The organism is Streptomyces corchorusii, from assembly GCF_001514055.1.
Lineage (GTDB): Bacteria > Actinomycetota > Actinomycetes > Streptomycetales > Streptomycetaceae > Streptomyces > Streptomyces olivaceoviridis.
Genome location: NZ_KQ948359.1, coordinates 282,457 through 307,481 on the forward strand (window position 1 = coordinate 282,457; position 25,025 = coordinate 307,481).

The 25,025-nt window shown below is 70.6% G+C and carries 17 protein-coding genes; 14 read left to right on the forward strand and 3 right to left on the reverse strand.

Translation table 11 applies throughout. The annotated features are described in order from the left end of the window. The first annotated feature begins 695 nt into the window (after positions 1-695). Entirely contained in the window at positions 696-2,648 is a 1,953-nt protein-coding gene (locus tag AQJ11_RS24740) for an APC family permease (RefSeq protein WP_059264418.1), read from the forward strand. 651 nt (positions 2,649-3,299) lie between these two features. Next, on the forward strand, positions 3,300-4,127 hold the full coding sequence (locus AQJ11_RS24745; RefSeq protein ID WP_059264419.1) for an eCIS core domain-containing protein: 828 nt from the start codon (positions 3,300-3,302) through the stop codon (positions 4,125-4,127). A gap of 107 nt (positions 4,128-4,234) precedes the next feature. Here AQJ11_RS24745 and AQJ11_RS24750 read toward each other — a convergent pair whose 3' ends face one another. Then, positions 4,235-5,617 carry a COG1470 family protein gene (locus AQJ11_RS24750; RefSeq protein WP_244218335.1) on the reverse strand — a complete coding sequence of 461 codons (1,383 nt, stop codon included), beginning with the start codon at positions 5,615-5,617 and terminating at the stop codon, positions 4,235-4,237. Between the two features lie 193 nt (positions 5,618-5,810). Here AQJ11_RS24750 and AQJ11_RS24755 point away from each other — a divergent pair, with 193 nt between their 5' ends. The 4 genes from AQJ11_RS24755 (at position 5,811) to AQJ11_RS24770 (ending at position 11,688) form a co-directional block, all read left to right on the forward strand. Beyond that, a complete protein-coding gene (locus tag AQJ11_RS24755; protein ID WP_059264421.1) occupies positions 5,811-6,488 on the forward strand; it encodes a helix-turn-helix transcriptional regulator in 678 nt (225 codons plus the stop codon). 275 nt (positions 6,489-6,763) lie between these two features. Beyond that, positions 6,764-8,857 carry a VWA domain-containing protein gene (locus AQJ11_RS24760; protein ID WP_059264422.1) on the forward strand — a complete coding sequence of 698 codons (2,094 nt, stop codon included), beginning with the start codon at positions 6,764-6,766 and terminating at the stop codon, positions 8,855-8,857. Between the two features lie 9 nt (positions 8,858-8,866). Then, a complete protein-coding gene (locus AQJ11_RS24765; protein WP_059264423.1) occupies positions 8,867-9,562 on the forward strand; it encodes a Pvc16 family protein in 696 nt (231 codons plus the stop codon). Beyond that, complete coding sequence (locus AQJ11_RS24770) at positions 9,559-11,688, forward strand: ATP-binding protein (protein WP_059264424.1); 2,130 nt, start codon at positions 9,559-9,561, stop codon at positions 11,686-11,688. The genes AQJ11_RS24765 and AQJ11_RS24770 overlap by 4 nt, the downstream gene beginning before the upstream one ends. A 1,019-nt stretch (positions 11,689-12,707) precedes the next feature. Here the strand turns inward: AQJ11_RS24770 and AQJ11_RS24775 are convergent. Together AQJ11_RS24775 and AQJ11_RS24780 are read right to left on the reverse strand one after the other, a co-directional pair. Next, entirely contained in the window at positions 12,708-13,346 is a 639-nt protein-coding gene (locus AQJ11_RS24775; protein ID WP_059264425.1) for a hypothetical protein, read from the reverse strand. A 25-nt stretch (positions 13,347-13,371) separates the two neighbouring features. After that, positions 13,372-16,872, reverse strand: a complete 3,501-nt coding sequence (locus tag AQJ11_RS24780; RefSeq protein ID WP_244218336.1) for a hypothetical protein — start codon at positions 16,870-16,872, stop codon at positions 13,372-13,374. Positions 16,873-17,377: 505 nt separating this feature from the next. On the opposite strand from AQJ11_RS24780, the gene AQJ11_RS24785 reads away from it, so the two are divergent. The 8 genes from AQJ11_RS24785 to AQJ11_RS24815 all read left to right on the forward strand — a co-directional run bounded on the left by AQJ11_RS24785 (position 17,378) and on the right by AQJ11_RS24815 (position 24,978). Then, positions 17,378-18,943: a phage tail sheath family protein gene (locus AQJ11_RS24785; protein WP_059264426.1), complete on the forward strand. Its 1,566-nt coding sequence runs from the start codon at positions 17,378-17,380 to the stop codon at positions 18,941-18,943. A gap of 50 nt (positions 18,944-18,993) precedes the next feature. Beyond that, the gene (locus AQJ11_RS24790; RefSeq protein ID WP_014671025.1) at positions 18,994-19,437 is read left to right on the forward strand and encodes a phage tail protein; all 444 of its coding nucleotides are present in this window, start codon (positions 18,994-18,996) and stop codon (positions 19,435-19,437) included. After that, complete coding sequence (locus AQJ11_RS24795) at positions 19,437-19,877, forward strand: hypothetical protein (RefSeq protein ID WP_014671026.1); 441 nt, start codon at positions 19,437-19,439, stop codon at positions 19,875-19,877. The genes AQJ11_RS24790 and AQJ11_RS24795 overlap by 1 nt, the downstream gene beginning before the upstream one ends. Further along, positions 19,874-20,017, forward strand: coding sequence for a DUF6760 family protein (locus AQJ11_RS48355; RefSeq protein WP_014671027.1), 144 nt, complete (start codon positions 19,874-19,876; stop codon positions 20,015-20,017). The genes AQJ11_RS24795 and AQJ11_RS48355 overlap by 4 nt, the downstream gene beginning before the upstream one ends. 125 nt (positions 20,018-20,142) lie before the next feature. Then, positions 20,143-21,783, forward strand: a complete 1,641-nt coding sequence (locus AQJ11_RS24800; protein WP_244218337.1) for a hypothetical protein — start codon at positions 20,143-20,145, stop codon at positions 21,781-21,783. 25 nt (positions 21,784-21,808) lie between these two features. Then, positions 21,809-22,240: a phage tail protein gene (locus tag AQJ11_RS24805; RefSeq protein ID WP_014671029.1), complete on the forward strand. Its 432-nt coding sequence runs from the start codon at positions 21,809-21,811 to the stop codon at positions 22,238-22,240. Between the two features lie 3 nt (positions 22,241-22,243). Then, the gene (locus AQJ11_RS24810) at positions 22,244-23,041 is read left to right on the forward strand and encodes a CIS tube protein (protein WP_059264428.1); all 798 of its coding nucleotides are present in this window, start codon (positions 22,244-22,246) and stop codon (positions 23,039-23,041) included. Between the two features lie 8 nt (positions 23,042-23,049). Then, a complete protein-coding gene (locus AQJ11_RS24815) occupies positions 23,050-24,978 on the forward strand; it encodes a VgrG-related protein (RefSeq protein ID WP_059264429.1) in 1,929 nt (642 codons plus the stop codon). The last annotated feature ends 47 nt before the right edge of the window (positions 24,979-25,025 follow it).

A 25,025-nucleotide genomic window follows, 5' to 3' on the forward strand; every position in this document is an offset into this window, starting at 1 on the left:
CAAGGAAGCGGCTTCGCGGGGCGGCCCGCGCGCTTTTTAGCGCTTCCTTGGCAGCGGTCCCGAGTACCTTGACACGGTCTTGACGTGACCTGGCCCGACAGGGCGAGGACGGGTGTGCGGGGGCGTCTGGTCGGCCGGGGGCCGCGGCGGTCTGGAAGCCGTTCGGAATCCTTGCTTGCTGTGGATCGCCCCGCTGTCGGCGGCGGTCCTGAGCCTGGGCCCACTGGGCCGGATGAACCAGAAGGTGCCGGGGTATCGCCCTGGCGCCCGCCCACACCGAACGCGAGGAGGCCGAGGCCCGCTCCCACCTCGCCCACACCGGCCGGGCCAAGGGCGGTGAGGGTGACGGCGACGGCCGGCAGCCAGCCCGCCGACGAGAACAGGCCGGTGCGAGCCCCCCGGCTGGAACTGCTCGCTGCACGACCGTACGAGCCGCATCCCGGCCATGACCCCGGGTAGCCACCCTGACCTGGTCCGCTCCGCCCCCGAAGTGCACGGGCGCCCCGGGGGGGGACGGCTCTGACTTGCGACTCTCGGCACACCGCCTGCGAGCACGGAGCGGGTCTTAACGCGGTCTTGACGCGTTCGGAGGACTCAGCGATGGGCCCGGGTGTCACTCCTTGCATACGCTGGTGCGGCGGTCAGCGTGATGGCCGGAAATCCCCCACGCCAATCCGCGCAGCAGGAGCACGTCGATGGTCACAACCGAACGCCCGCCGCACCGACTGCGTGCCTGGATGCTGGAGGGGCTGTCCGACATGGGCAAGGCGGGCGGCCACACCGGGCCGCACGCCGAGCCGGAGCCCCCGCACCAGGGACAGCGCTGGTGGCGGGTGATGTGCCTGACCGGCGTCGACTACTTCTCCACCCTCGGCTACCAGCCCGGCATCGCCGCCCTGGCCGCCGGTCTGCTGTCGCCGATCGCGACCATCGTGCTCGTCCTCGTCACCCTTGCCGGCGCCCTGCCGGTCTACCGTCGAGTGGCGAAGGAGAGCCCGCACGGCGAGGGCTCGATCGCGATGCTGGAGCGGCTGCTGTCGTTCTGGCAGGGCAAGCTGTTCGTACTCACCCTGCTGGGCTTCGCCGCCACCGACTTCCTCATCACCATCACCCTCTCGGCCGCCGACGCCTCCACCCACCTGGTGCAGAACCCGCACCTGACCAGCGCCCTGCACGACAAGCAGCTGCTCATCACGCTGCTACTGGTGGCGCTGCTCGGTGCCGTGTTCCTCAAGGGCTTCCTGGAGGCCATCGGTGTCGCGGTCGCCCTGGTCGGCGTCTACCTCACGCTGAACGTGGTCGTAGTGATCACCGGCCTGTGGCACGTCGTCACCGCCGGGCATGTGGTCACCGACTGGTCCAGCGCCCTGACGGCCGAACACGGCAACGTCTTCGTGATGATCGGCGTGGCACTGATCGTCTTCCCGAAGCTCGCCCTGGGCCTGTCCGGCTTCGAGACCGGTGTCGCCGTCATGCCGCACGTCAGGGGCGACGCCGGAGACACCGAGGAGCAACCCGCGGGACGCATCCGCGACACCAAGAAGCTGCTGACCACCGCCGCGCTGATCATGAGCTGCTTCCTGATCGCCACCAGCTTCATCACCACGGTCCTGATCCCGGAGAAGGAGTTCAAGACGGGCGGCCAGGCCAACGGCCGCGCGCTTGCCTACCTCGCGCACGAGTACCTGGGCAGCGCCTTCGGCACGGTCTACGACATCTCCACCATCGCCATCCTGTGGTTCGCCGGGGCTTCCGCGATGGCCGGGCTGCTCAACCTGATGCCGCGCTATCTGCCCCGCTACGGCATGGCCCCGCACTGGGCGCGGGCCGTCCGTCCGATGGTCATCGTCTTCACCCTGGTCGCCTTCCTGGTGACCAGGATCTTCGACGCCGACGTCGACAAGCAGGGCGGCGCCTATGCCACCGGTGTGCTGGTGCTGATCAGCTCCGCCGCCATCGCCGTGACCATCGCCGCGCACAAGGCCGGCCAGCGCGGTTGGACCATCGGTTTCGCGGTGATCTCGGCGGTGTTCCTGTACACGACCGTCGTGAACGTCATCGAGCGCCCGGACGGTGTGAAGATCGGTGCCTGCTTCATCGCGGGCATCGTGCTGGTGTCCCTGTTGTCCCGGCTGGCTCGCGCCTTCGAGCTGCGGGTGACGCAGGTCCAGCTGGACGACATGGCGGAGCGATTCATCAGGGACATGTCCCACCGCCGTATCCGCTTCATCGCGAACAAGCCCGGACTGCGCGACAAGGCCGAGTACCGCGACAAGATCGAGCAGATCCGCATCGACAACGACATCCCGATGACGGAGGACTTCGTCTTCGCCGAGGTCACCGTCACCGACCCGTCCGAGTTCGAAGCGGGCCTCACCGTCCGCGGCGAGGTGCTGCACGGCCGCTACCGCGTCCTGACCCTGGAGCACTCCTCCATTTCCAACGCCCTGGCGGCCCTCCTCCTGCACGTCCGCGACATGACCGGCTGCACGCCGCACATCTACTTCGAGTGGACCGAGGGCACTCCGTTCGCCAACTTCCTCCGCTTCTTCCTCTTCGGGCAGGGCGAGGTCGCCCCGGTGACCCGCGAGGTCCTGCGCTTGGCGGAACCGGACCGCGCACGCCGCCCGCGCGTGCACACGGGCTGAGGACCGCTGCGTAAGGATCGCGTCCGGATCGGCCCGTACCACGCCAGGACCGCTGACGCCAGGCAGTCACAGGAGTGACGGCGACCGCCACCGACGACCGGCTGGGCACCACATCGACGACGAAACGACGCGGGCAGTGCTCCGGGCGTCAGAGCCGTGCCGAACCCGGACGCTGACGGTCGGGCACTCAACGGCCGACGGACCGGACCGTGAGGCCGCCACCGGCCTTGATCCGCCGGCGCCTGTCTACCGCGCGGATCAGGCCGTCCCTTCTCGGCGCCACCCGGTGCCGACCAAGCCCAAGCCATCCGCCGTGCCGCGGTCCGCTGGGCACAGGACGTCCTTCCCGACCCCGATACGGTCGTTCCGGCCGTCAGCGGGCCCCCGCCGCACCGGCTCCTGTCCTCGGCAAGCCATGTCGGCGCCGGCCACCTGTTGACCACGACCGACGCCGCTGCCGGGGCCGGAGCCGGGGGCGCTCCTGCTCTCCGTATGGCGCCCGCAGCACCGGTGGCCCGAACGACTGGGGTCTTGCCCGAAGGGGCAGTCTTGGTTGCCCCTTCCCGGCACGGCCGGGCCTGGACGGAACCGGCAGCGCCCGCGACGCTTGACGCCAGAGGCGGACATCCGGCATTCCGCGGGGAGCGGCAGATGCGCACACACGATCAGGGACGGGAACACGAGCACGACGAGTCCGTCAAGGCCGGCCGGGAGAGCCGCGAGCAGGCGTCGGCGGAGCTTCCGCAGCTGCTGAAGGCCGCCGCCGCCGGGCGTACGGACGTGATCGGCCGCTCAGGTATGACCACCCTCCAGCGGACGGTCGGCAACGCGGCGGTCGGGGCGGCGCTCCAGCGGGACGCCGAAGGGGAACCGGAGGGCCGCGAGCCGCGTTCCAGCGTCCACGACGTGCTCTCGTCGGGCGGCGGTGAGCCCCTGGACACCGACACCCGCACGGACATGGAGGGCAGGCTCGGCGCGGACTTCTCCTCCGTACGCGTGCACACCGGCTCGGCGGCACACGATTCGGCCAAGGAGATCGGCGCCCACGCCTACACCGTCGGTGACAACATCGTCTTCCAGCGGGACAGTCACGACTTCTCCTCACACCAGGGCCGTACCACGCTGGCCCACGAACTCACCCATGTCATCCAGCAGCGCAACGGCCCGGTGGACGGCACACAGGCGCCGGGCGGGATCCGGGTGAGCGACCCGTCCGACCGCTTCGAGCAGGAGGCGTCGGCCAACGCCGAGCGCGCGCTGGCCGCCCCCGCGCCCTCGCCCTCGCCCTCGCCCTCGCCCTCGCCCTCCGAGGCGGTATCCCCTCAGGCCGCGCCGTCGTCCGCTCCCTCCGTCGCCGCCCCGGTGCAGCGCCAGGCTGCCGACGAGGAGGAGGAACCGGCGGACGTGCAGGGTTCGTTCGTACAGCGGGCCGCGGAGGGCGGGAGCGAGGAAGAGGAGGAGTCCGCGTCCGAGACCTGATCCCGCGGGTGCGTGCGGCCGCACCTTCGTCCGAGGGCAGGCGATGCCGGTCCCCCGCCCCTTCCGGCCCGTCCCGCGCGTCCCTTCCGGTTCCGCGAGCCCGGCAGTCAGCCGTCGGCCTCCCCGTTCGCCGCGATCTTGCCGCCGAGGAACAGGTACTCCGAGCACTGCCCCGGCGCCGGGGCCTTGACCGGCTTGCCCACCTCCCGGCAGCTCACGGTGATGGTGACCCGGCCCCCCGACCGCACCTGGACGGGGGTGACGAAGTGGTAGTCGGAGTCGCGGAAGTTCTCCAGCGCCAGGTTGAGCAGTTGCCCGTCGCCGGTGGAGACGACCAGCGTGCCCGCGTCGCCCTGCGGGTTCTGGACCACCATGTCGGTGAGCTCGAAGGTCTTGCCCTTCGGGACGGCGTAGGCGGTCCGCCGGGTGGCGCCGCCGCCCACCGCGTCCCGCACCTGCACCCGGGCGCTCTCCGGTACCGCGGGGCCGCCGGGCGCAGTGGACCGGCCGGGCTTGGCGCTCCCCCCGGGCTTGGCGCTCCCCCCGGGCTTGGCGCTCGCGCCGGCGTTCGGGGACGGCGACGCGCCGCCGGAGCCGGCCGGGCCTGCGCTCGCGCCACCGCCGGATGCCCCCGGTCCCTGTCCGTTCTTGCCGCCGTCCGGAGTGGCGTTCCCCTGCCGTGCCGCGGACGCGACGACCTGCGGGGTGACCGCCTCACGGGCGGCCGAGCGTACGGTGGGCCGCAGCACCGAGTACCAGAGCCCCACCAACGCCACCGCGACCAGCACCGCCACGGCGAGGGCACGGGGAAGCCAGCGGGGCAGGATGGCCTGCTGCTCGTAGCAACCGTCCAGGACCACCGGCTCGTCAGGGTCGTGCCCCTCCGGCACCAGGGGAGTCACGATCACCTGGAAGGGGTGGGTGATCGGCGTGCCGCGCCACAGCCGCTTGGCGGGGCGCACGGTCAGGGTGGCGAACTTGGCCTGGCCGGGCGGGATCTCCACCTCGGCGGAATCGAAGGCGAGCCGCGACCGTTCGGTCGCTCCCCGCGCGCTCAGTGCGATCGTGACGGGCGTGTTGCCCTTGCTGTCCACGGCCAGTCTGTGCCGGCCACGCCACGCACCACTCGATGCGGGCGGCACCAGTTCCGAGGTGATCTCGCTGAACGGCCGTACCGACACGCTCCGTTCGAGGACCACCGTCTCGCTGCCGTCGGTCGTCGGCACGACGCGCAGCCCGAGCGGTGTCTCGCCGGGCGCCACCTGGGCGGCGCGGGGCGGACGCAGCTTGACGGTGGCGCTGCCGGTCGCGCCCGGGTAGAGCGACAGGCTCTCCGGTTCCACCGTGGCCCAGTCGGCGCACGGACCGACCACCTCGAACCGGCACTCCTCGACGGTGTTCCCCGAGTTGACCACCTGCACCGGAAGATCCGCTTCGCCGCCGGGCTCAACGGTGACGGAAGACTCGTCCAGGCTTGCCGAAACACTCATGCCGCGCACCGTATTGCCGGGCGCGCCCTACCAGGACCGGCCACGCAGGAATACTTTCGGGCAATCCCGATGCCCTGGGAGTCACGGGTAATTCCCTTGGTGAATCAAGGGCATTACTGTAGTCACTTGGTAACGGGGGGACCCACGTGAATGAAACGTGACGATACCATGTTCACGATCTTTTCATTTCTCCATGGCGTTCTCCTTCAGTCGCCCGAAGAGGGGGAGCGACGTGTTGCAGACGAGCGGAGAGCGCATCACGGTGGCGCTGCGCGCCCAGGATCCGGTCTCGCAGGCCGGAGTGGCCAGCCAGCTACGCACCAGGCCCGAAGTCAAGGTCGTCGAATGGGACGGGGAGGACGCGCCGCAGGTGGTGGTCGTCGTCCTCGACGTCATCGATGACGACGCGTTACGACTGTTGCGCCAGATCCACCGGACTGGTACCGCGCGGGGGGTGCTGGTCACCACCCACGTCGACGAACAGCAACTGGTCAACGCCGCCGAATGCGGTTTCCTCGGCGTCGTCCGGCGCTCCGAGGCGACGCCGGAACGCCTGTCGCAGGTCATCGGCTCGGTGGCCAAGGGTGAGGGCCGGGTGCCACCCGACCTGCTCGGAAGCCTGCTCGAACAGGTCGGACGGCTCCAGGGGCAGGTGCTCGCACCGCACGGGCTCAGCTTCACCGGTCTGTCGGCTCGCGAGATCGAGGTACTGCGACTGGTGGCCGAGGGATACGACACCGCCGACATCGCCGTAAAGCTCTCCTACTCCGAACGCACGATCAAAAACATTCTGCACGCCGTCATGTCCCGTCTCAATCTGCGCAATCGCTCGCATGCCGTGGCATACGCCCTGCGCCAGGGGTTGATTTGAGGCATTGCACGCGCAGATAGCGCCTGTAATGCCTCATGGGGCATCCGGCCGTTCCCGAAAGGCTGGCTCGTACCCCGCTGCGGCGAGCGCCGGCGATCGGTGAGGGTGGGGAGCAAGCGCGCCAATCGCGAGAGTCCGGACCCGACCGGGCCGGCCGGGAGTCCTGAGTGGGGTGTCCAGTGCGTTCTGTAAGGGGATTCCGGCGCTTTCGCCCACCTGCCGGTCCACGTCCTCACGGAGTCCGCATCGGCCTGCTGACCGCCGTACTGCTCCTGGTGGTCGACGGCGTCGTCAGTGCCGCCGACCGGGTTCCGGAAGCCGTCCCGCAGCCGACGGTGACCCCCGCCGTGGTGGACGAGGCGCTCGACCCGGACGGCTCGCTCACGGTGGCCAAGCGGGTCCGCACGCCCGTGGTGCCACCCCGGCCGGACGTCGTCCTGCTGGTCGACGGCACGGGCAGCATGCAGCCCACCATCGACAACGTCCAGGCGAACCTGAGCAGGATCACCGACCGGGTACGCGAGGAACAGCCCGACTCCCGTTTCGCGGTGGCCACGTTCGGGGATCAGGAGGTCGACGGAGACCGCGTCTTCACGGTGCTCCAGGAACTCACGGACGATCTGGGCGCCGTACAGCGGGGCGTCGATCAACTCACCGCCGACCGCGGCGCCTACAGTCCGGGCCCCGCGGAGGACTGGATCAACGCCCTGTGGCAGATCGGCAACGGTGCGGGAGGCAAGACCGTCTTCCGCGACGGCGCGAGCCCCGTCGTGGTGCTCGTCGGTGACGCCTCAAGCCACGACCCCAGCAAGGGGCACAGCCTCACCGACGCCGTCAACGCCCTGACGAACGTGGGTGCGCGGGTCATCGGCGTGGACGTGGCGACCGAACTCGGCGACGGGCTGGACGGCAACGGGGACAACGGCAACGGCCCCGCGCAGAACCGGGAACCGACCCACGACCCCGACGAGGCGACCAAGGTCGTCCGGGCCACCGGCGGCAAGCTCTTCCGGAACATCGACGCGGACCAGGTCGCCGACACCGTCGCAGCGGGGCTGACCAACCTGCCCACCACCGTCAGCCATCGCGCGGTCAGCTGCGATCCCGCCCTCTCCGTCACCCTGGACCCCCCGAGCCAACGTGTGACGAGCGGAGAGACCGCCGCCTTCGACGAGAGGATCACGTTGGCGGCCGACGCCCCGCAGGGCATGACTGTGAGCTGCACCGTCCAGTTCCTGCTGGACGGCGAGCCGCCGAGCGGGCAGGCGCCCGTCGACGTACCGCCGGCCCGGGAGTTCCGCGGGCCCAGGACCGTTCCCGGGACAGCGGACGGCAGAGCCGACGGCGGCCAGGGTGATTCCGACAGCGGCGCTGCCCAGGACGGCGGCCAGAACGGAGGTCGCGGAGGTGGTGGCGATCTCGCCCCCGAGGACTACCAGGAGCACATCACCATCACCGTCAATGACGTGACCGCCCCCGTCGTCACGGTCGACGACCGCACCGTCGGGGCCACCGGCGGCAACGGCACCGTCATCGACTTCTCCGCCACCGCCCAGGACGCGGTCGACGGCACGCTGCCGGTCACCTGCGACCCGCCCTCCGGCTCCCGCTTCCCCACCGGCACCACCACGGTCACCTGCACCGCCACCGACTCGTCCGGCAACACGGGCACCGACACGGCCACCTTCACCGTCACCCCGGCTCCCGTACCGAACGAGGCGGACATCGCCGTCACGGCTGCGACCGCGTCCCCCGTCCCCACCTACGCGGGACTGGCGACCCGGACCGGCTTCACCCTCACCAACGTGGGCCCGAAAACCGCCAGGAACGTCGTCCTGACGACCGGTTGGCCGCACGCGCGGGGCACCGGCAAGCGCACCCTGTCCGCCCTGTCGGACTGCACCCGGGCGAAACCCTGCACCATCGCGCCCGGCCGACACGTCACCGTCACCCAGAGCGGTGTCTACGACAGCGCCGTCGACGGTGAGGTCCGCGCCTCGGTCACCGGCTCTCCCCGCGACCCCCGGCCCGCGAACAACACCGGCACGGCCCGCATCCGCGTCCTCCGGCCGGAGCTGACCGTCACACCGCAGGTGGCGAGGCCCGGCGACGTGGTGATGGCACGCGGCAAGGACTTCCCGCCCGGCCGTACGGTCGCGCTCAGCTGGAACCCGGGCATCACGGCGGCACGGTCGGCCGTACGGGTCGGCCGGGACGGCACCTTCGAGGCGCAGGTGCTGGTGCTGCGCAAGGACCGGCTCGGTCCGCGTACGCTTCGCGCCCGGGTCCGGGGCCTGAACCCGCTGACGAAGCCGGTGCTGATCGCGCGGGGCGGCCTCCAGCCGCCCGACTTCGCGGGCCGGAGGTGAGGGCGGGCGATGATCCACGAGGTCGACGAGGCGCTGCGCACGATGTTCCGGACGGACGCCCTGGCGGGCGGCCAGGTGGCGGTGGTCTTCGACGCCCCGACCCGCGACTGGGCGGCCAAGGTCAACGCCCCCACCGTCAACCTGTATCTGTACGACATCCGTGAGGACATGCGCCGCCGCGAGCGCGGTCTGCTCAACGAGTACGACGAGCAGGGCACCATCGTGGCCCGGCGCCGCCCGCCGCGTTACTTCAAGCTGTCGTATCTCATCACCGCCTGGACCAGACGCCCCGAGGACGAACACCGCCTCCTCTCCTCCCTCCTGTCCTGCCTCCTGCGGTACGAGGCCCTGCCCGCGGAGCAACTCACGGGCACGCTCGGCGAGATCGGCGTCTCCGTCCCCATGTCGGTCGCGCTGCCGCCCCCTGAGGACCGGTCGTTCGCCGACGTGTGGAGCGCGCTCGGCGGCGAACTCAAGCCCTCGCTCGACCTGGTGGTGAGCGTGCCGGTCACCGAGTCCCCGGTCTATCCGGCGGGCCCGCAGGTCGGAGAGGAAGGAGTACGGCTCGGCTTCGGCGAGCTCCCCCCGGACCCGCCGGCGCCCCAGGGTTCCACCCGGCGGATGCCCGGCGGCGCCGACCTGCCGGTGTACGGGGCCCGCCGGGGCGGCATCACATCGCGTGTGGCGGAAGAGCAGCCGGAATGACGCCGCCCACGGACCCCCGCACCACGCCGGTGGAGACGGACCCCGCCGACGGCGCCGCCGACCCCGGCCTGCGCCACCTCCTCGACCGAGCGATCCTCGTCGAACAGCGCGTACGGCGGGCGGTCCACGCCCGGCAGCTCACGGACCCGGACCCGGACGACGCGTTCCGCGGCCTGTACCTGAGCGACGAGACGATCCACCGCCTCCTGGAACACGGCCGCCCCCGCACGGTCACCGCCCCCGACGACACGGACACGGACTTCCTGGCCGAAGCGGAGTCGCGCGCCGACGCCGCCGAAGCGGCAGGCCACGCCATCCGGCTGCGCACCCTCGCCCGCGACTTCGGCCTCTCCGTCCTGGACACCGAGATCCTGCTGATCGCGCTGGTCCCGGACCTGGACGACCGTTTCGAGCAGTTCTACGGCTACCTCAACGACGACGTCACCCGCCGCCGCCCCACCATCGGCCTCGCCCTCGGCCTGTGCGGCCTGTCCGCGGCCGACGCGGGAGCGAGATCACGCCTGTCCCCGCACGCGCCGCTCCGCGCCGGTGGCCTGCTCCTGGTGGAGGACCAGGACCGCCCCTTCCTCGCCCGCACGCTCCGCGTCCCCGACCGGATCACGGCCCACCTCCTCGGCGACGACACGCCCGACCCCCGCATCGTCGACCTCCTCGTCCCCTGGCAGGTCGTCCCCGGTACCGACGACGCGTCCGGACTCGCCCGGGCCCTCGCCACCGGGGTCCCGCTCGCATACCTCCGCGAGGAACAGGGCGGTGCAGGGACGGCGCTGGCGGCCTCCGCCCTGACGCGCGCGGGCCGCGGCGTGCTGGGCGTCGACCTCGACCGCCTGGCGCGCGACCCGAACCCCACCGAGGCGGTGCGCGTCCTGTCCCGCGAGGCCCGGCTGACCACCGCCGGCCTGGTGTGTGCGCCACTCGACGCCCTGACCCGGGAACCGGACAAGACGGAGATCATCCGCCTGGTGACCGACGTCCCCGTCCCCGCAGTGCTGATCGGCCGGTTGCCGTGGGACGCGACATGGTCGTCCCGCCCGCCCCTGCTCCTGCACGCCCCACGCGTGGAACCGACGGCGCGGGCGGCACTCTGGACACACGCCTACCCGGCCCCCATCCCCCCGGACCTGAACCTCACGCACCTCCTCTCCCCCTTCCTCCTCACCCCGGACCAGATCGCCAGGGCCGCTCAAGGAGCCTCCCAGGCCGCGACCCTGAACGGCGGCACCCTCCACCCGGACCACATCCGCGCGGGCGCCCGCGCACAGAACGCGGCGGGCCTCGACCGCCTGGCCCGCCGCATAGAACCGGCGGTGTCCTGGCCCGACCTGGTCCTCCCCCCGGATACGCTCACTCAACTCCGCGAACTCACCGCCCGCGCCCGCCACCGCGACCGGGTCCTGGGCGAGTGGGGCATGCGTCCGGGCGGCGGCCGGGGCAGAGGCGTGACGGCCCTGTTCGCAGGCGACTCGGGGACCGGCAAGACGATGTCCGCCGAGGTGATCGCCGCGGACCTGGGCCTGGACCTCTACACGGTCGACCTGGCCACGGTCATCGACAAATACGTAGGTGAAACCGAAAAGAACCTCGAACGCATCTTCTCGGAGGCGGCCGGCATCAACGGCGTACTGCTCTTCGACGAGGCCGACGCCATCTTCGGCAAGCGCTCGGAGGTCAAGGACGCCCACGACCGCTACGCGAACGTCGAGAGCGCGTACCTCCTCCAGCGCATGGAGACCTTCGACGGCCTGGCCATCCTCGCCACCAACCTCCGCGCCAACCTCGACGACGCCTTCACCCGCCGCCTGGACCTGGTCATCGACTTCCCCGTCCCCGATCCCGCCCAGCGACGCGCCCTCTGGGACCGCTGCCTGGGCCCGGTCCTCCCCCGCACCACGGACCTGGACCTGGACTTCTGCGCGGAGTCCTTCGAACTGGCAGGCGGCAACATCCGCTCGGTGGCGGTGACGGCGGCCTACCTGGCCGCGGAGTCGGGGACTCCGGTGACGATGGCGGACCTGATCCACGCGGTGCAGCGGGAGTACCAGAAGCTGGGCCGGCTTACTCTGGCGTCGGAGTTCGGGCCGTATATGTCGCTGCTCAGCGCCTGAGAGAGTCCTCCGCCTGCACCTGCTATCCACAGCCCTTGCGAACGGTCCGAGGTTCACGCCAAAGAGCGACATGACGATCAGCAGCGAAGTCCTCCAACGGGTCTGCGCCACTGCCACGCAGCAGGTCCGGGTGGTAACAGCCCCACAGCTCAAGTCAGCCGGCGCTGATCGGAACACCGTATTGTCGAATGATCAGGTCGGGCCAGTGGGTTCCGCTGACCCAGGGCAGCTACTGGGCGGGGCGGGACGACCGGGGTCCGTCGTTGCGTTCCCGGGATCCGCAGCCGTCCAGGCATACGCGTTCACCGAACCACCGTCTGACCCACTGCCCGCATGACACTGCGCGGCATCCCTCTGACCACCCTGGCCCGCACCTGCGCCGACCGAGCACGGCCTCCTCACGGTCCCGGCCCACCTGTCCGGCCGCCCCGGCGCGCCCAGGGCCCGGGACTGGCTACGCCTGGCAGACGCCCGAGCCGAATCCCCCCTGGAAACCCGAGTACGCCTTATCTGCCTGGACGACGGCCTCCCGCCCTCGTCCTCCAGTGGGCATCCCGGACTCGGAGCAAGGCTGCTCCTACCGCATCGACCTGGGCTGGCCCACCCAATCGGTCGCCGTTGGGGCGGACGGCAAGCAATCCCACAGCACGCCCCGGGCCCTCTGCCAGGGCCACACCCGCCAAAACCGCCTGGGCGCCCTCCGCGCTGTAGCTGCTCTTGAACCAGACCGCCGGCATCAGGCCGACAAAGGGCCGCTCTCCATCACGGGCACAACTCCTGTCGGATCTTGGCCAGCAACCGCAGCGAGGCCGAGGAATCGGGTTCATGCGAACGAAGGTAGTCGTAGGCGTGGTCACGGTGACTGCGCAGGCCACGTCGCCAACACCGTCGAGTTGGACCGTGATCGAGTAGGACTAAGCCGTCTGGCTGACCTTGTCGGCGTGCGCGGTGAACGGCAGGCTCGTGGAGTCGAGCAACGTCATCCTATCGCCGGGTCAGGCGTGGTCCGTTGTGGTTGCTCAGTTGCCAAGCTCGGCCAATCTCAGTTCGACGTCACGCCGGTTGATGATGAGACCTAGCTCCCAGAGTCGCCCCGCGACTTCGTCCACCGCCTCCGCATCGCTCTCCAAATCGACTGTTCCGAGATCGAGCGTCACCCGCGTACCGCGAAGACGGTTCGACCGGGCGACGACGGTGTCGACCATGGCCCCTGGCCGGATTCTGCCAATGCGCTCCGCCAGCGCGTCGTCGACCTGCTCGCCGACCCTGACACCGATCGCAGCGTACCGACCGTTCGGGTCAGCCCGTTTCCGGCGATTCGGGCTCCAGGTACTGTCGTAGCCGTCGAACTCCGCCGGCTCTAGGGCCGGCTCGACCTCGCCATCGCCGGTCACATCACCGCTCAGCGTGATGCGCGATACCTCGGGATACCGATCCCGCCAGTCGTCGGACTCCGGATACTCGCTGTAGTAGGAACTCCGGAATACCTCGATCGACCACTCGCGCACGCTCAGCGGCAACCTCAGCGCGTCAGCAATGCCCTGCGTGAACTCGGGATCGCCGTCGACCACACGGCCGATGTTTGTGCGCATGACCTCCACGACCGCGACACCGTCGCCGCGCTCGAACCGGTCAAGCCACAGAAGGAAATTCGACATCCGTCCTCCAAAGGCGGGCGCCACCTCACGGATCGTCCGGTCCCTTGAACAGTGGCCCGACTTCAGGCATATAATTCACACCGCCGGACTGCTTCGCAGAGTTGCACGGGCCGCACAGTAATGTCAGGTTCGACACCATGTTGTACCAGTCTTTCCGCTTCAACTGGTGAGTGTTGCTTCCGGTACTTCCCCCGTGTCCCGGTGCGTTCCAGTGCGAAGCCACCGGAGTCATGTGGTCCACCGATGCTGCGGACGTCGGCGCGATGTGCGGGGGTCGATTGGACTTGCTGGGGACCCCACTGCAGTAGAAGTACTCGTCGTCCTTGTAGCCGGTCTGGTTCTTCAGCTCCGGGTGGTCCTCCTTCCGTTTGATCATGACCGGCAGATCGCGGTCGAAGACCTCGCCCTCGGCTGCCGCGGTGAATCCCGATGGGTAGAAGTATCTACGGACGTCTTTCGCATAATTGTTCTTCAGGCGGCCGTTGACAGCGTACTTTGACGGATGTTTGAGCAGCTCCTCCGACTCGTAGCCGTGCGACTGTGAGATCTTGAGCAGATTCTCAGCTATCTCGTTGAGCTGGAACTCGACGTGCTTCTCCTCGGCCTCGGACCATCCACTGCCGTCCGACAGTCGGTCGCCGATCCGCGCCAGTTCCTGCTCCAGGGCCTGCATCTGCTGCCGCATGGAGGCGCAGGCCTCGTCACCGGAGCGCTTCCGCTCCTCCGCGATGCCGTGGCGCAGGATTATTTCGATCCTCTGACGCTGTCGCTTCAGTCTGTCGACCGGAAGCCCGGACTTCTTGGGGTCGGTGTAGTTCTTGTAGCCCTTGGCGAGCATCTGCTCGCGCACGGCGTCGCTCTTCGGGATCAGTTCGCGGAGCGTCGTCGTGTACGCGATCCCGCCGGTCGTCTGAAGCTGGTTCAGCATCGCCCGAGACTGCGGTGTGCTGAGCGACTTGTAGATCTCCTCGTGCGCGCCCTTGATGTCGAACGCGTTCGTCCTGCTGTCGGCACGTGCTGTCTGCACGTGGACGCCCCAGTGCGCCGACAAGTTGTCCTCGGAGGTGATGGTCGCCGTGCGATATTTGGTGCGCACTGGGGCGAGCGCCGCGTCGACCTCCTCGCGAGCGAACGGGCCGCGGCCGAGCCGCTCGACTGCCGCCTTCGCGTCCACGGAAATCGCCTTGGCGTCCAGTTTGCCGCTCGGTCCCGTCCCGTCAGCACTCTTGCTGTCTTTGCCCTTGGCTTTACTCTTGAGTTTGACCCAGATCTTCTTGCCGAACGCGGCGATCTTGGCAGCGACTTTGTCGATAGCCCGATTAACCGGCCGCGCAACCTTCTGAAACACCTGCCTGATCTTGTTGGCCAGCCCCCCGATCCCCAGCAGCGATGCCAAGAACCCGATCAGCAGCGGGACGCTCGCCGCCAACGCCGTTTCCACCATCTTCGGGACGCCCGCCGAGCCCCCGCCCGCGATCGCCACGACCGCATCGAGCACCGCGTTGACGAACTGCACGATCTGGGCGCCCTGGTTCACGATGAACGAGACGATGTCGATGATTCCTTTGACCGCGCGGACGAACGCCGACGCCGGGTTGAGCAGGGAGATGATCCAGGTGATGCCCGCGATGATGACCGTGGGGATCAGGTAGGACTTCAGTTCCTCCAGGATCGTGGACTTCAGGTCGCCCACCTCGGCCTGGATCTCGTTGACCGCGCCGGCCGGGCCCTCCGTCGCCAGGGCCTTCGCCACCGGGACCGACTGTTCGACCGTGTTCATCGCCTGGTCGGGGACGCCCTTGCGGGTGATGCGGGCACGGATGTTCGCCCAGGTCAGGCCGAGGAGGGAGGCGATGAGCTGGATGATGCCCTTCAGGTCGAACCGGGACGGGATCTCGATGCCGGCCTTCACCGCCGTGCCCAACAGCCAGGAGACCAGGCCCGATTGCAGGTGCGTGCCGATGTTCGAGACGAACTGCTGGAGGCCGGCGCCCACCGCGCGGACCAGGTTGCCCAGGAAGCCGATCGGGTCCTTGATGATCTTCGTGATCGCGGCGGCGGCCTTGGCCAGGATGCCCATCAGGAGGTCCTTGAGCTCCTTGATGGTCTTGATGACCCCGGCGACCGCGTCCACGGCCTTTTGCACCAGGCCCTTGTTCGCCTCCTGGAGCTTCTTGATCTCCTCGTCGACCGCGTTGAGGGCCTGGGTGTACTTCTGGGCCAGGGTCTGGACCAGTTGCTTCGACTTGTCGTCGACCTCTGATTCCAGGTCGTCGAACTTGCCCGCGAAGTCCTTGGCCGCCTCCTCGCCGTACTTCTTCAGGTCGGCGGGGAGCTTGTCCACCTCCGCCTTCAGTTCCGCGCGTCCCTTGGCGATGCGGGCCTTGGCCTTGCCGAGGTCGGTGCCGATCGTGTCCGCGATGGACGAGATGACGCCCTGCATCATGCGGACGTACAGCTTGCGGGACTCCTGGAAGAGCTGGTTCGCCTCCTCCGGCATGCCCGCGATCTTGTCTTTGGCCCACTTTGCCGGGCCCCAGAAGCCGCCGTACCGCTTGTCCTTGTACGCCTTCATCCGGCGCTTCTGGTCGGTGGTGAAGGCGTCCCGGGCCTTCTTCTCGCCTTCCTCGAACTGCTTGTCGACCTTGCCGTCCAGGCCCTCCAGGATTCCTTCGACGTCCTTTTGGGTGGCGTCGAAGACCTTCTGGAGCCTGGCCGTGACCTCCGCCCGCTTCTGCTCGTCCTTCGACTTGGCCTCGCCCTTGCCGCCGTCGACCTGCTTGCCCGCCGCGGTGCGGGTGGCCGTCAGGGCGGACATCGCCTGGGCGCCGGCCGCCGCCGCGCCGGACTTGGCGGTCGCCAGCTGCGCCTTCTCGGCGGTACGGGCCTGGGCGGGAGCCGTCGCCGAGTGCTGTTCGGCCTTCCGCTTCTCCCCCAGCGCGGCGGTGAACTCCGGCTCGTTGCTCCTGGCCAGCTGCTCCTCGGTGACGTCGGCGTCCGCCATCTGCTGGTCGGTCTTCCTCGGGCCCTCCGAGAAGTCCGTGACCTCGGGCGGCTGTGGCCGTGGTGTCGCGTCCTCGGCGCTCGGCGCACCCGGATTCGCCGGAGGCTGGTCCGGGCGCATCGGGACGACCTGCTTCTCCTTGGCCTTGGAGGTGTCGGGGGCCGCCTTGGTCGTGGTCTCGATGTCCTTCGCCGAGGCCTTCTTGCCGTCCGTGACCTTGCCGTCGACCGCCCCCTTGACCTTCTCGGCCTTGCCGGAATCGGCGAACTTGTCCGCCTCGTCGAGGTTCTTGGGGGCCTGCGCGGCGATCGCCTCGTTGACCGCCGCGATGAAGGCCACCTTGTCGAACTCACCGGGCTTGGCCGCGTTCATCTTCTCCGCGTTGGCGGCCTTGCCCTGGGCCTCCTTGTCGTCGGGCGGGGCCTTCGCCGCGTCCTGGGCCGAGCGGGACTCGGCGGTCGCGGGTCTGTGCTGGGCCAGCTTCTGCTTCTTGGCGGCGATGTCGGCGGTGACCCTGCGCATGCCCGGCGCCTGTGACGGCGGCGGCTTCACCGGGGCCGTGTAGCGCTGGGCCACGAGACGCGAGACGGCCGCGTTGCCGGCCGCACCCTGGAGACGCCGCAGACCCTGGGGGGTCAGCCCCCGCCCGGGAGGCGCGGGGGGAGGCGTCCGCTCCGGCGCGGGAGCGGTGTCCGCCTGCCGCGGGGGCGGGGCGGGGCGGACCGTCTGCGACTCCTTCCGCGGGGCCGGCGTCACCGCGTCACCCGCTCGGCCGGGCGGCGGTGGGACGGCGGTGGCGGTGGCGGCAGTGACGTCCGCGGCATGCTCCTCAGGGTGCCGACTCACCGCGGGCATGCCCGTGACAGGCGGTGTAGCGACGGGGGCAGAGGGGCGTGCCCGATGGGGAAGGGACGTGGACTGCCCCTTCGGGCACGGCGTTCTGTACGCCGGTGCGGCCGAAAGCCCCTCTACGCGGATCGTCCGTCCGGGAACAATCGCTGTCGTTTCCCCGGTCAAGGAGAGTGGTATGCCGTCGTACCTGTCCCCGGGTGTCTACGTCGAAGAGGTGGAATCCGGGTCACGGCCGATCGAGGGGGTCGGGACCTCGGTCGCCGCCTTCATCGGGTTCGCGCAGAAGGGCCCGTTCAACGAGCCGACGCTGATCACCAACTGGACGCAGTTCACCACTGTCTTCGGTGATTTCGTCGAGGGGACGTACCTCGCCTCCTCCGTCCACGGGTACTTCTCCAACGGCGGCGGCATCTGCTACGTCATACGGATCGGCGAACCGGAGGGAGACCGGGACGAGGCGGGTGCGGGAACGGCGCGGGAGTTCGCCGCGGGGCCCACGGGTCAGCTCGGACCGTATGCCGTCAAGATGTTGCCCGGTGTCACAGGGGAGATCACCGTCGAGGTCGCCGATCCCGAGGGCGAGGACCCGCCGCAGGACGTCTTCACCCTGATCGTCAAGCGGGACGGGGTGGTCGCCGAGACGTATCCGTCCGTGACCACCAAGCGCAGCAAGGACAACGTGGCCACCCAGGTCAGGGCCCGCTCACAGCTCATCCGGCTGGAGGAGTCCGGCAAGGGGGCGGCGCCCGCCCGCCCCGAGGCGCAGTCCGTGACGCTGGTTGCGGCGCCGGGAGCCGGGCCGGGCGCGGGGGCCGTCGCGGTGCCCGACACGCTGTCGGCGGACGCGTACGTCGGCGACCCTGACCGGCGCACCGGGTTCGGCGGTCTGGAGGCCGTCGAGGAGGTCACGATGGTGGCCGCACCCGACCTGATGAGCGCGTTCCAGCGCGGGGCGCTGGATCTGGAGACGGTCATCTCGGTGCAGCGGGGACTGATCACCCACTGCGAGGCGATGGGTGACCGGATCGCCATCCTCGATCCCCCGCCCGGACTGAGCCCGCGTCAGATCAAGACCTGGCGTGAGGAGACGGCGGGGTTCGACTCCAAGTACGCCACGCTCTACTACCCGTGGATCAAGGTGTTCGACCCGGCTGTGGGCCGCGACGCCTTCGTGCCCCCGAGCGGGCATGTCGCGGGTGTCTGGGCGCGCAACGACGAGACGCGCGGGGTGCACAAGGCGCCGGCGAACGAGGTGCTGCGCGGCGCGGTCGGGTTGCAGACGCAGATCACCAAGGGCGAGCACGACCTTCTGAACCCCATCGGGCTCAACTGCATCCGCGCGTTTCCCGGCCGGGGTATCCGGGTGTGGGGCGCGCGTACGCTCGCCGACGACGCGTCGTGGCGGTACCTCAACGTACGACGGCTCTTCAACTACCTGGAGGAGTCGATCCTTGCGGGAACCCAGTGGGTGGTCTTCGAACCGAACGACGACGCGCTGTGGGCCCGTGTCCGGCGCACCATCTCGGCGTTCCTGGTCAACGAGTGGCGCAAGGGCGCTCTCTTCGGGCTGACGCCGGACGAGGCCTTCTACGTGAAGTGCGACCGCGAGACCAACCCTCCGGAGTCCATCGAGGCGGGCCAGGTCATCTGCGAGGTCGGGGTGGCCCCGGTCAAGCCCGCGGAGTTCGTGGTGTTCCGGCTCGCGCAGCTGTCAGCGGGGTCGGGCGGGGTCGACGAGTGACGGTGGGTGCTGCGAGGGCCCTCACGACGGACGGATTCTAGGAGGCTTGCATGCCGCTCCCCGAGCTCGACAGTTCCGTGGGACATTCCTTCGGCCTTGAGTTCGACAGCGTCCTCATCAAGCAGATCACCGAGGTCAGTGGTCTGAAGATGGAGCAGGACGTCATCGAGTTGAAGCAGAACACGGCCGACGGGAAGTACGCGATCAAGAAGTTGCCCGGCCGTCCCAAGGCCGGTGAGGTCACCGTCACCCGCGGTCTGACGGAGGACAACAGTTTCGAGCGATGGATCAAGGATTCCCGGTTCGGGAGGATGGTCAACGCCCGCCGCAACGGCTCGATCATCGTCTACGACTACGAGGGCATCCCGATCAAGCGCTACAAGCTGATCAACGCATGGCCCAAGTCGCTGGAGATCAGCACGCTCAAGGCGGGCGACACCTCGGTGCTGACGGAGAAGCTGTCGATCACCTACGAAAGCGTGGAAGTCGACTGATGCGGCGCACGATCACGGCGTCCGCCCCCGCCGGCACGGAAGCGGACGGCAGCGGGCCGGCCGGCACACTGCGTACCGAGTTCCCCTTCGAGCTGCCACGCGGATACGTGGACGGGTCCGGGACCGTGCACCGCGACGGCGTCATGCGGCTGGCGACCGCCCGCGACGAGCTGGTACCGCTGCGGGACGACCGGGTCCGGGAGAACTCCGCCTACCTGTCGGTGGTGCTGATCTCACGGGTGATCGTGCGCCTCGGCACGATCGAGGACGTCCACCCCGGCGTCGTCGAGGACCTGTTCGCCTCCGACCTCGCCTTCCTCCAGGACTTCTACCGCCGGATCAACGCCGAGGGGCACACCCGCGCCGCGGTCACCTGTCCCTCGTGCCGGGAGAACTTCGCGGTGGACCTGTCCGGTGGTGGTCGCCTGGGGGAATCATGACGTACGCGGCCGACCGGATCCATGAGGAAGTCGCGTACCTCGCCTACCACTTCCACTGGTCCCTCGACCAGATCCTCGATCTCGAACACCCGGACCGGCTGCGGTACGTCGAGTACGTCGCCCGCCTGAACGAGCGGTGACGCCGATGGGATGGCTTTCCCGGCTCACCGGTGGGCGTGGCCGCGGCGAGGGTGCGCAGCGCACCGCGTCGGCGAGCACACCGGAGTCGAGCGGTCCCCCCGCGCACGTCCCGGGGTGGCGCGAGGTGCCGCCACTCCAGCGTACGGTGGACGCTCCCGCCCTGGTGACGGATCCGGCGGGGTTCCGCGGTTCCCTGGGCACCTGGCGGGACGCGTCGTTCCTCACCCGGCCCGGCCATCTGGTGAGTCCGCAGGCGCCGTCCGGGCTGGGCCACGGGCTGGTGGCGCCGAGCGCGTCCGCCGAGATGCCGACGGTGAGCCGTGAGGTGTCCCCGGCTGCCCGGGGTGCGGCGCGCGAGACGGGCGCGGCGGCGACGAGTGGAATGCGGCTCCCGGTCGTGGCGTTGCAGCGCGCGGTGGACGGGGGTGGGCTCGACGAACCGTCCACCCCGCACGACGCGGGCGGCGGCGTCACCGTGGAGACGTCCGCGCCGCTGGTCTCGGCCGCGTCCCCGGACATGCCGCTGCGTCGGCTGGCACGTGTGCCGGTCGAGGAGCCGCGGCCCGGTGTGCGAACGGACGGGCCCCCGGCACCGCCCGCACCGGAGTCCGCGTCACCGCCGCCGGTCCAGCGGGCCGTGGAGCCGGGCTCCGCACGCCCGCACGGCTTCGGTCTGGGAGAGCCGTTGACCGGGCTGCCGCCCACGGCCCAGCGCAGGCCCGCCGCGAGCACCGGTGGTCCCCTGGCATCGGACGAGCCCGGCGCCGCCCTGCCGGACCCGGCGTCCCGGCCGCTGCTCGCCGACGACCCGCTCGTCGTTCCTCCTGCGGACACCGGCCCGGCACCGGAGCCGGAACCGGCCGTCCCCGCCACCACCACGCCCGTACGGATCCAGCGGGCCACGGCCGCCGGAATGCCGGTGGCCGCCGAACCGGTCCCGGCGGCGGGGCCGGTGCTGCCGCTCGTCGCGCAGCGGCAGGTGCCGCTCTTCTCCCGGGTGCTGCCCCCGGGAGCCGAGGGCGTGCCGGAAGTCGGCGGGGGCGACGCCGGGGTGCGCGTCGTACCGCTGCGGTGGTCCTCCGGGACGGACGACGGTCCGGCGGCGACAGCGGGAGCGGATCCGGCCCGCGCGGAGGGGACACCGTCCAGGTCCGCTCCGGTGCCGTCGGCCCAGCGGTCCGTCGCTCCGCCCGCCACTCCCCCGCCCATGGCCGCACGGCAGCCGTCCCGTCCCGGGCCCATGGCCGCACGGGAGCCGTCCCGTCCCGGGTCCGGCCCGGTGCCGGATGCGGGCGCGGCGGCCGTCGCCGCAGGGGTGGCGCAGCGCATGGCCGACGGCTCGGTGGTGTTCCACCCGCCGTCCGTGTCGTCCGCCCGTCCCGCGCCGCCGTACGGTCCGCGGCCGGCCCCGGTGCCGCTCCCCCCGGCCGTCCAGCGCATGCCGTCCGCACCGTCGTCCGGGGTCGTCCAGCGGGACGCAACCGGTTCCGAGCCGCCTCCCCCGGATCCGCCCGACCCGCCGGCTCCGTCCGCCGAGCCGTCGCCCGAGCCCCTTCCCGAGAGCTCGGGCGCCGCACCCTCCGCCGCACAGGAGCAGCCCGGGGACCAGGCCCGCGGCCCGGCGTCCGGCGGCTCCGGGCCCGGCGCGCCGAAGGTGGACGACGCACTGGTCCGCGCCCTGTTCGCACCGCTGAGCCGGCTGCTGAAGGCAGAGCTGCGGCTGGACCGGGAACGGGCCGGCCATCTGATCGACACCAGGCACTGACGAGTACGGAGAGGAGGGGTACGGCATGGCCGTGACCGATGACCCCGCGGTCAGCGTCTGCTTCGTCGTCACCGTGGACGGCATCGAACTGGGCTCGTTCAACACCTGTGAGGGCCTGGGCTGCGAGGTGGTGCTCGAACAGCGCGAGGAGGGCGGCAACAACGGCCACGTGTGGCAGCTGCCGACCCGCCTGAAGTACCCGAACGTCAAGCTGTCCAGGCCGCTGACCCGGGACACCGAGAAGGTGGCCAAGTGGTTCGCGAGCATGACCACCGGCATCAGGCGCAGGACGGCGCACATCGAGGCGCGTACCGGCGACGGCCGCAAGGTGGCGCAGTGGGGGCTGCTGGAGGTGGTGCCGGTGCGCTGGACCGGCCCCTCGTTCAACCCGGAGTCCCCCAAGGTGGCGACGGAGACCATCGAGATCGCCCACCACGGCTATGTGATGGAGGGCTGAGCGGTGAGTTCGCCGGTGGCGTTCAGCGCGGCGGGCGCGGGGACGAGGGCCGCCCAGGGGGGCGGTGGCGGGGCCCGGCCCAAGCTGGAGCACGCGTACCTGGAGCTGCGCACCCCGCCGCCGGGCGGCAGTCTGACACCGGGCGCGCCGTGCGGACGGATCGACTTCCAGTTCAACCCCAAGGAGCTGTCGCTGGCCAAGGCGGCGGCCTGGAAGCGGACTCCGGCGAAGGGGGCGAAGAGCGCGGGGCCGCCCGAGTACCAGGGGCCGCAGCCCAGCAAGCTCACCGTGGAGATGTTCTTCGACGCGAGCGACACCCAGGACACCAGCGTGGTGACCGCCGTGGAGAAGCTGTTCGCCTGCTGCGTGCCGACGAGTGAGACGCGGCAGCAGCAGCGGGCCTCGCCGCCGTGGGTGGTCTTCCACTGGGGCGGCCTCACCGGCTTCCCCGGTTACGTCAGCCAGGTGCAGGCGAAGTACACCCTGTTCACCACCTCGGGGGTGCCGATCCGCGCGGTGTGCCAGGTCACGATGGAGGAGATCACCGGGGAGACCCCCGGTCAGAACCCCACCTCGGGAGCGCTGCACGCGCGCCGTGTGCACCGGGTGCGCGCCGGCGACACGCTCGCGCTGCTGGCCTGGCGGGAGTACGGCGACCCGGCGGCCTGGCGGACGATCGCGGAGGCGAACGGGATCGACGATCCGATGCGCCTGTCCGAGGGGCGCGAGCTGCTGCTGCCCGCGCTGGACGAACTGGAGCGCGGCGGTGACGGCGGCGACGGACACGACGGGGGTCGGTGAGGCCGGTCATGGTCAATCAGAGCGTCGCCAAGGTGCTGGCGGTGGAGTTCGACGGCCGTCCGCTGCCGCCGGCCGTGGCGAACACCCTGGTCGAGGGGTACGTGGACGACAGCCGCACGTTGCCGGACCTGTTCGTGCTGCGTTTCCGTGACCCCGGCCGGGTGCTGCTGGAGCAGACGGGGGTGCGGATCGGCACCCGGGTGCGGCTGCTGGCCGGCGCCGGTGGAGGTCCGTCGCCGCGGCCGCTGTTCACCGGGAGCGTGACGGCGCTGGAGGTGGAGATCGATGACACGGGCACGTTCACGGTGGTGCGGGGGCTGGACGATGCGCACCGCCTCTTCCGCGGCCGTCGGGTGGCCAGCTACCAGAACATGACGCTCGCCGACATCTGCGTGCGGGTGGCGCGGCGGGCGGGGCTGCAACCGGGCACGGTGGAGGTGGCGGGCCCCGTGCTGGAGCACGTGGCCCAACCGAACGTCAGCGACTGGGAGTTCCTGCGCTCGCTGGCCGAGGAGGCGGGTGCCCAGATCCATGTGACGGACGGCCGGCTGCACGTCGTCAGGCCCACGGGGGCGAGTGCCGCTCCGGACACGTCCGCGCGGGCCGACCGCGATCCCCTGGTCCTGGAGATGGGTGACAACCTGCTGCGCTGCCGGGCCGGGGTGTCCGCCGCCGAACAGGTGTCGGCGGTCGAGGTGCGGGGGTGGGACATGAGGACCAAGCAGCCGCTGGTCGGCCGCGCCGACGCCGGCGGGACGGCGACGCTGGAGCTGGGCGTGACGGCGGCCGAGGTGGTGCGGCCGTTCGGCGAGGCGGACTTCGTGGTGTCGGACGTGCCGTACGAGAACCAGGCCCGGGTGGACCAGGCGGCGAAGGCCCTCGCCGCGCGGATCGCGGGGTCGTTCGCCGAACTGGAGGCGGTGATCCGGGGCAATCCCGAGGTACGGGCGGGCGGCGCGGTCGCGCTGGCCGGGGTGGGCGCGCCCTTCGAGGGCCGGTACACGGTGACGTCCTCCCGGCATGTCTTCGATCCGGTCCGCGGCTACGAGACCTGGGTGACGGTCTCCGGGCAGCAGGAGCGTTCGCTGTTCGGGCTGACCGGCGGCGGCCCGGGGGGCGGCGCCGGCGGGGGCTCGCGGTGTTCCGGGCTGGCGAACGGCACGGTGACGGACACCAAGGACCCGGAGGGTCTGGGCCGGGTCAAGGTGCGGTTCCCGTGGCTGTCCGACGAGTACGCGAGCGACTGGGCGCGGACCGCGCAGTCGGGCGGTACCGGAGGCGGGGAGGCGTTCATCCCCGAGGTCGGCGACGAGGTGCTGGTCGGGTTCGAACAGGGTCATCTGGACCGTCCCTACGTGCTCGCCGCGCTCTACAACGGCCAGGACAGGCCAGGGCAGGCGCGAGGCGGACAGCCACAGGCCGGAGGCCAGGGCGGCCAGGGCGGCCAGGGCGGCCAGGGGAACGGTGAGGAGGCGGAAGCCGTCGACCCCACGAGCGGGGCCGTCAACAAGCGCGCGTTCGGCTCGCGCGGCGGAAACAAGCTGGAGCTGCTGGACGCCGCGAACGGCCCGCAGGGCGTACGGCTGGTGACGGGCGACGGCAAGCTGAGGATCAACCTCGACCGCAGGGGCACCACCATCGTGGTGCACAGCGACGGCACGGTGGAGATCGAGGCGAGGGAGCAGGTCTCGATCAAGGCGGGCAGCGGCGTCGCGCTGGACGCGGGCAGCGGCACGCTGGAGCTGACCGGCGACTCGGTGAAGCTCACGGCCCGCACCGGGGTCCAGGTGGACGGCGGCACCGGAGAGGTGCGGTTGTCCACGGGTGGCGCGGTGGAGGTGCGGGGCGGCCAGGTGTCGGTGAACGGAAGCAGCCGCACCGAGCTCCGCGGCGGCAGCACGTTGACCGTCAACGCGCCCATGGTGCGCATCAATTGAACGGCCCGGCACGGCACGGACAGGCACGGCACGGACAGGCACCGCAC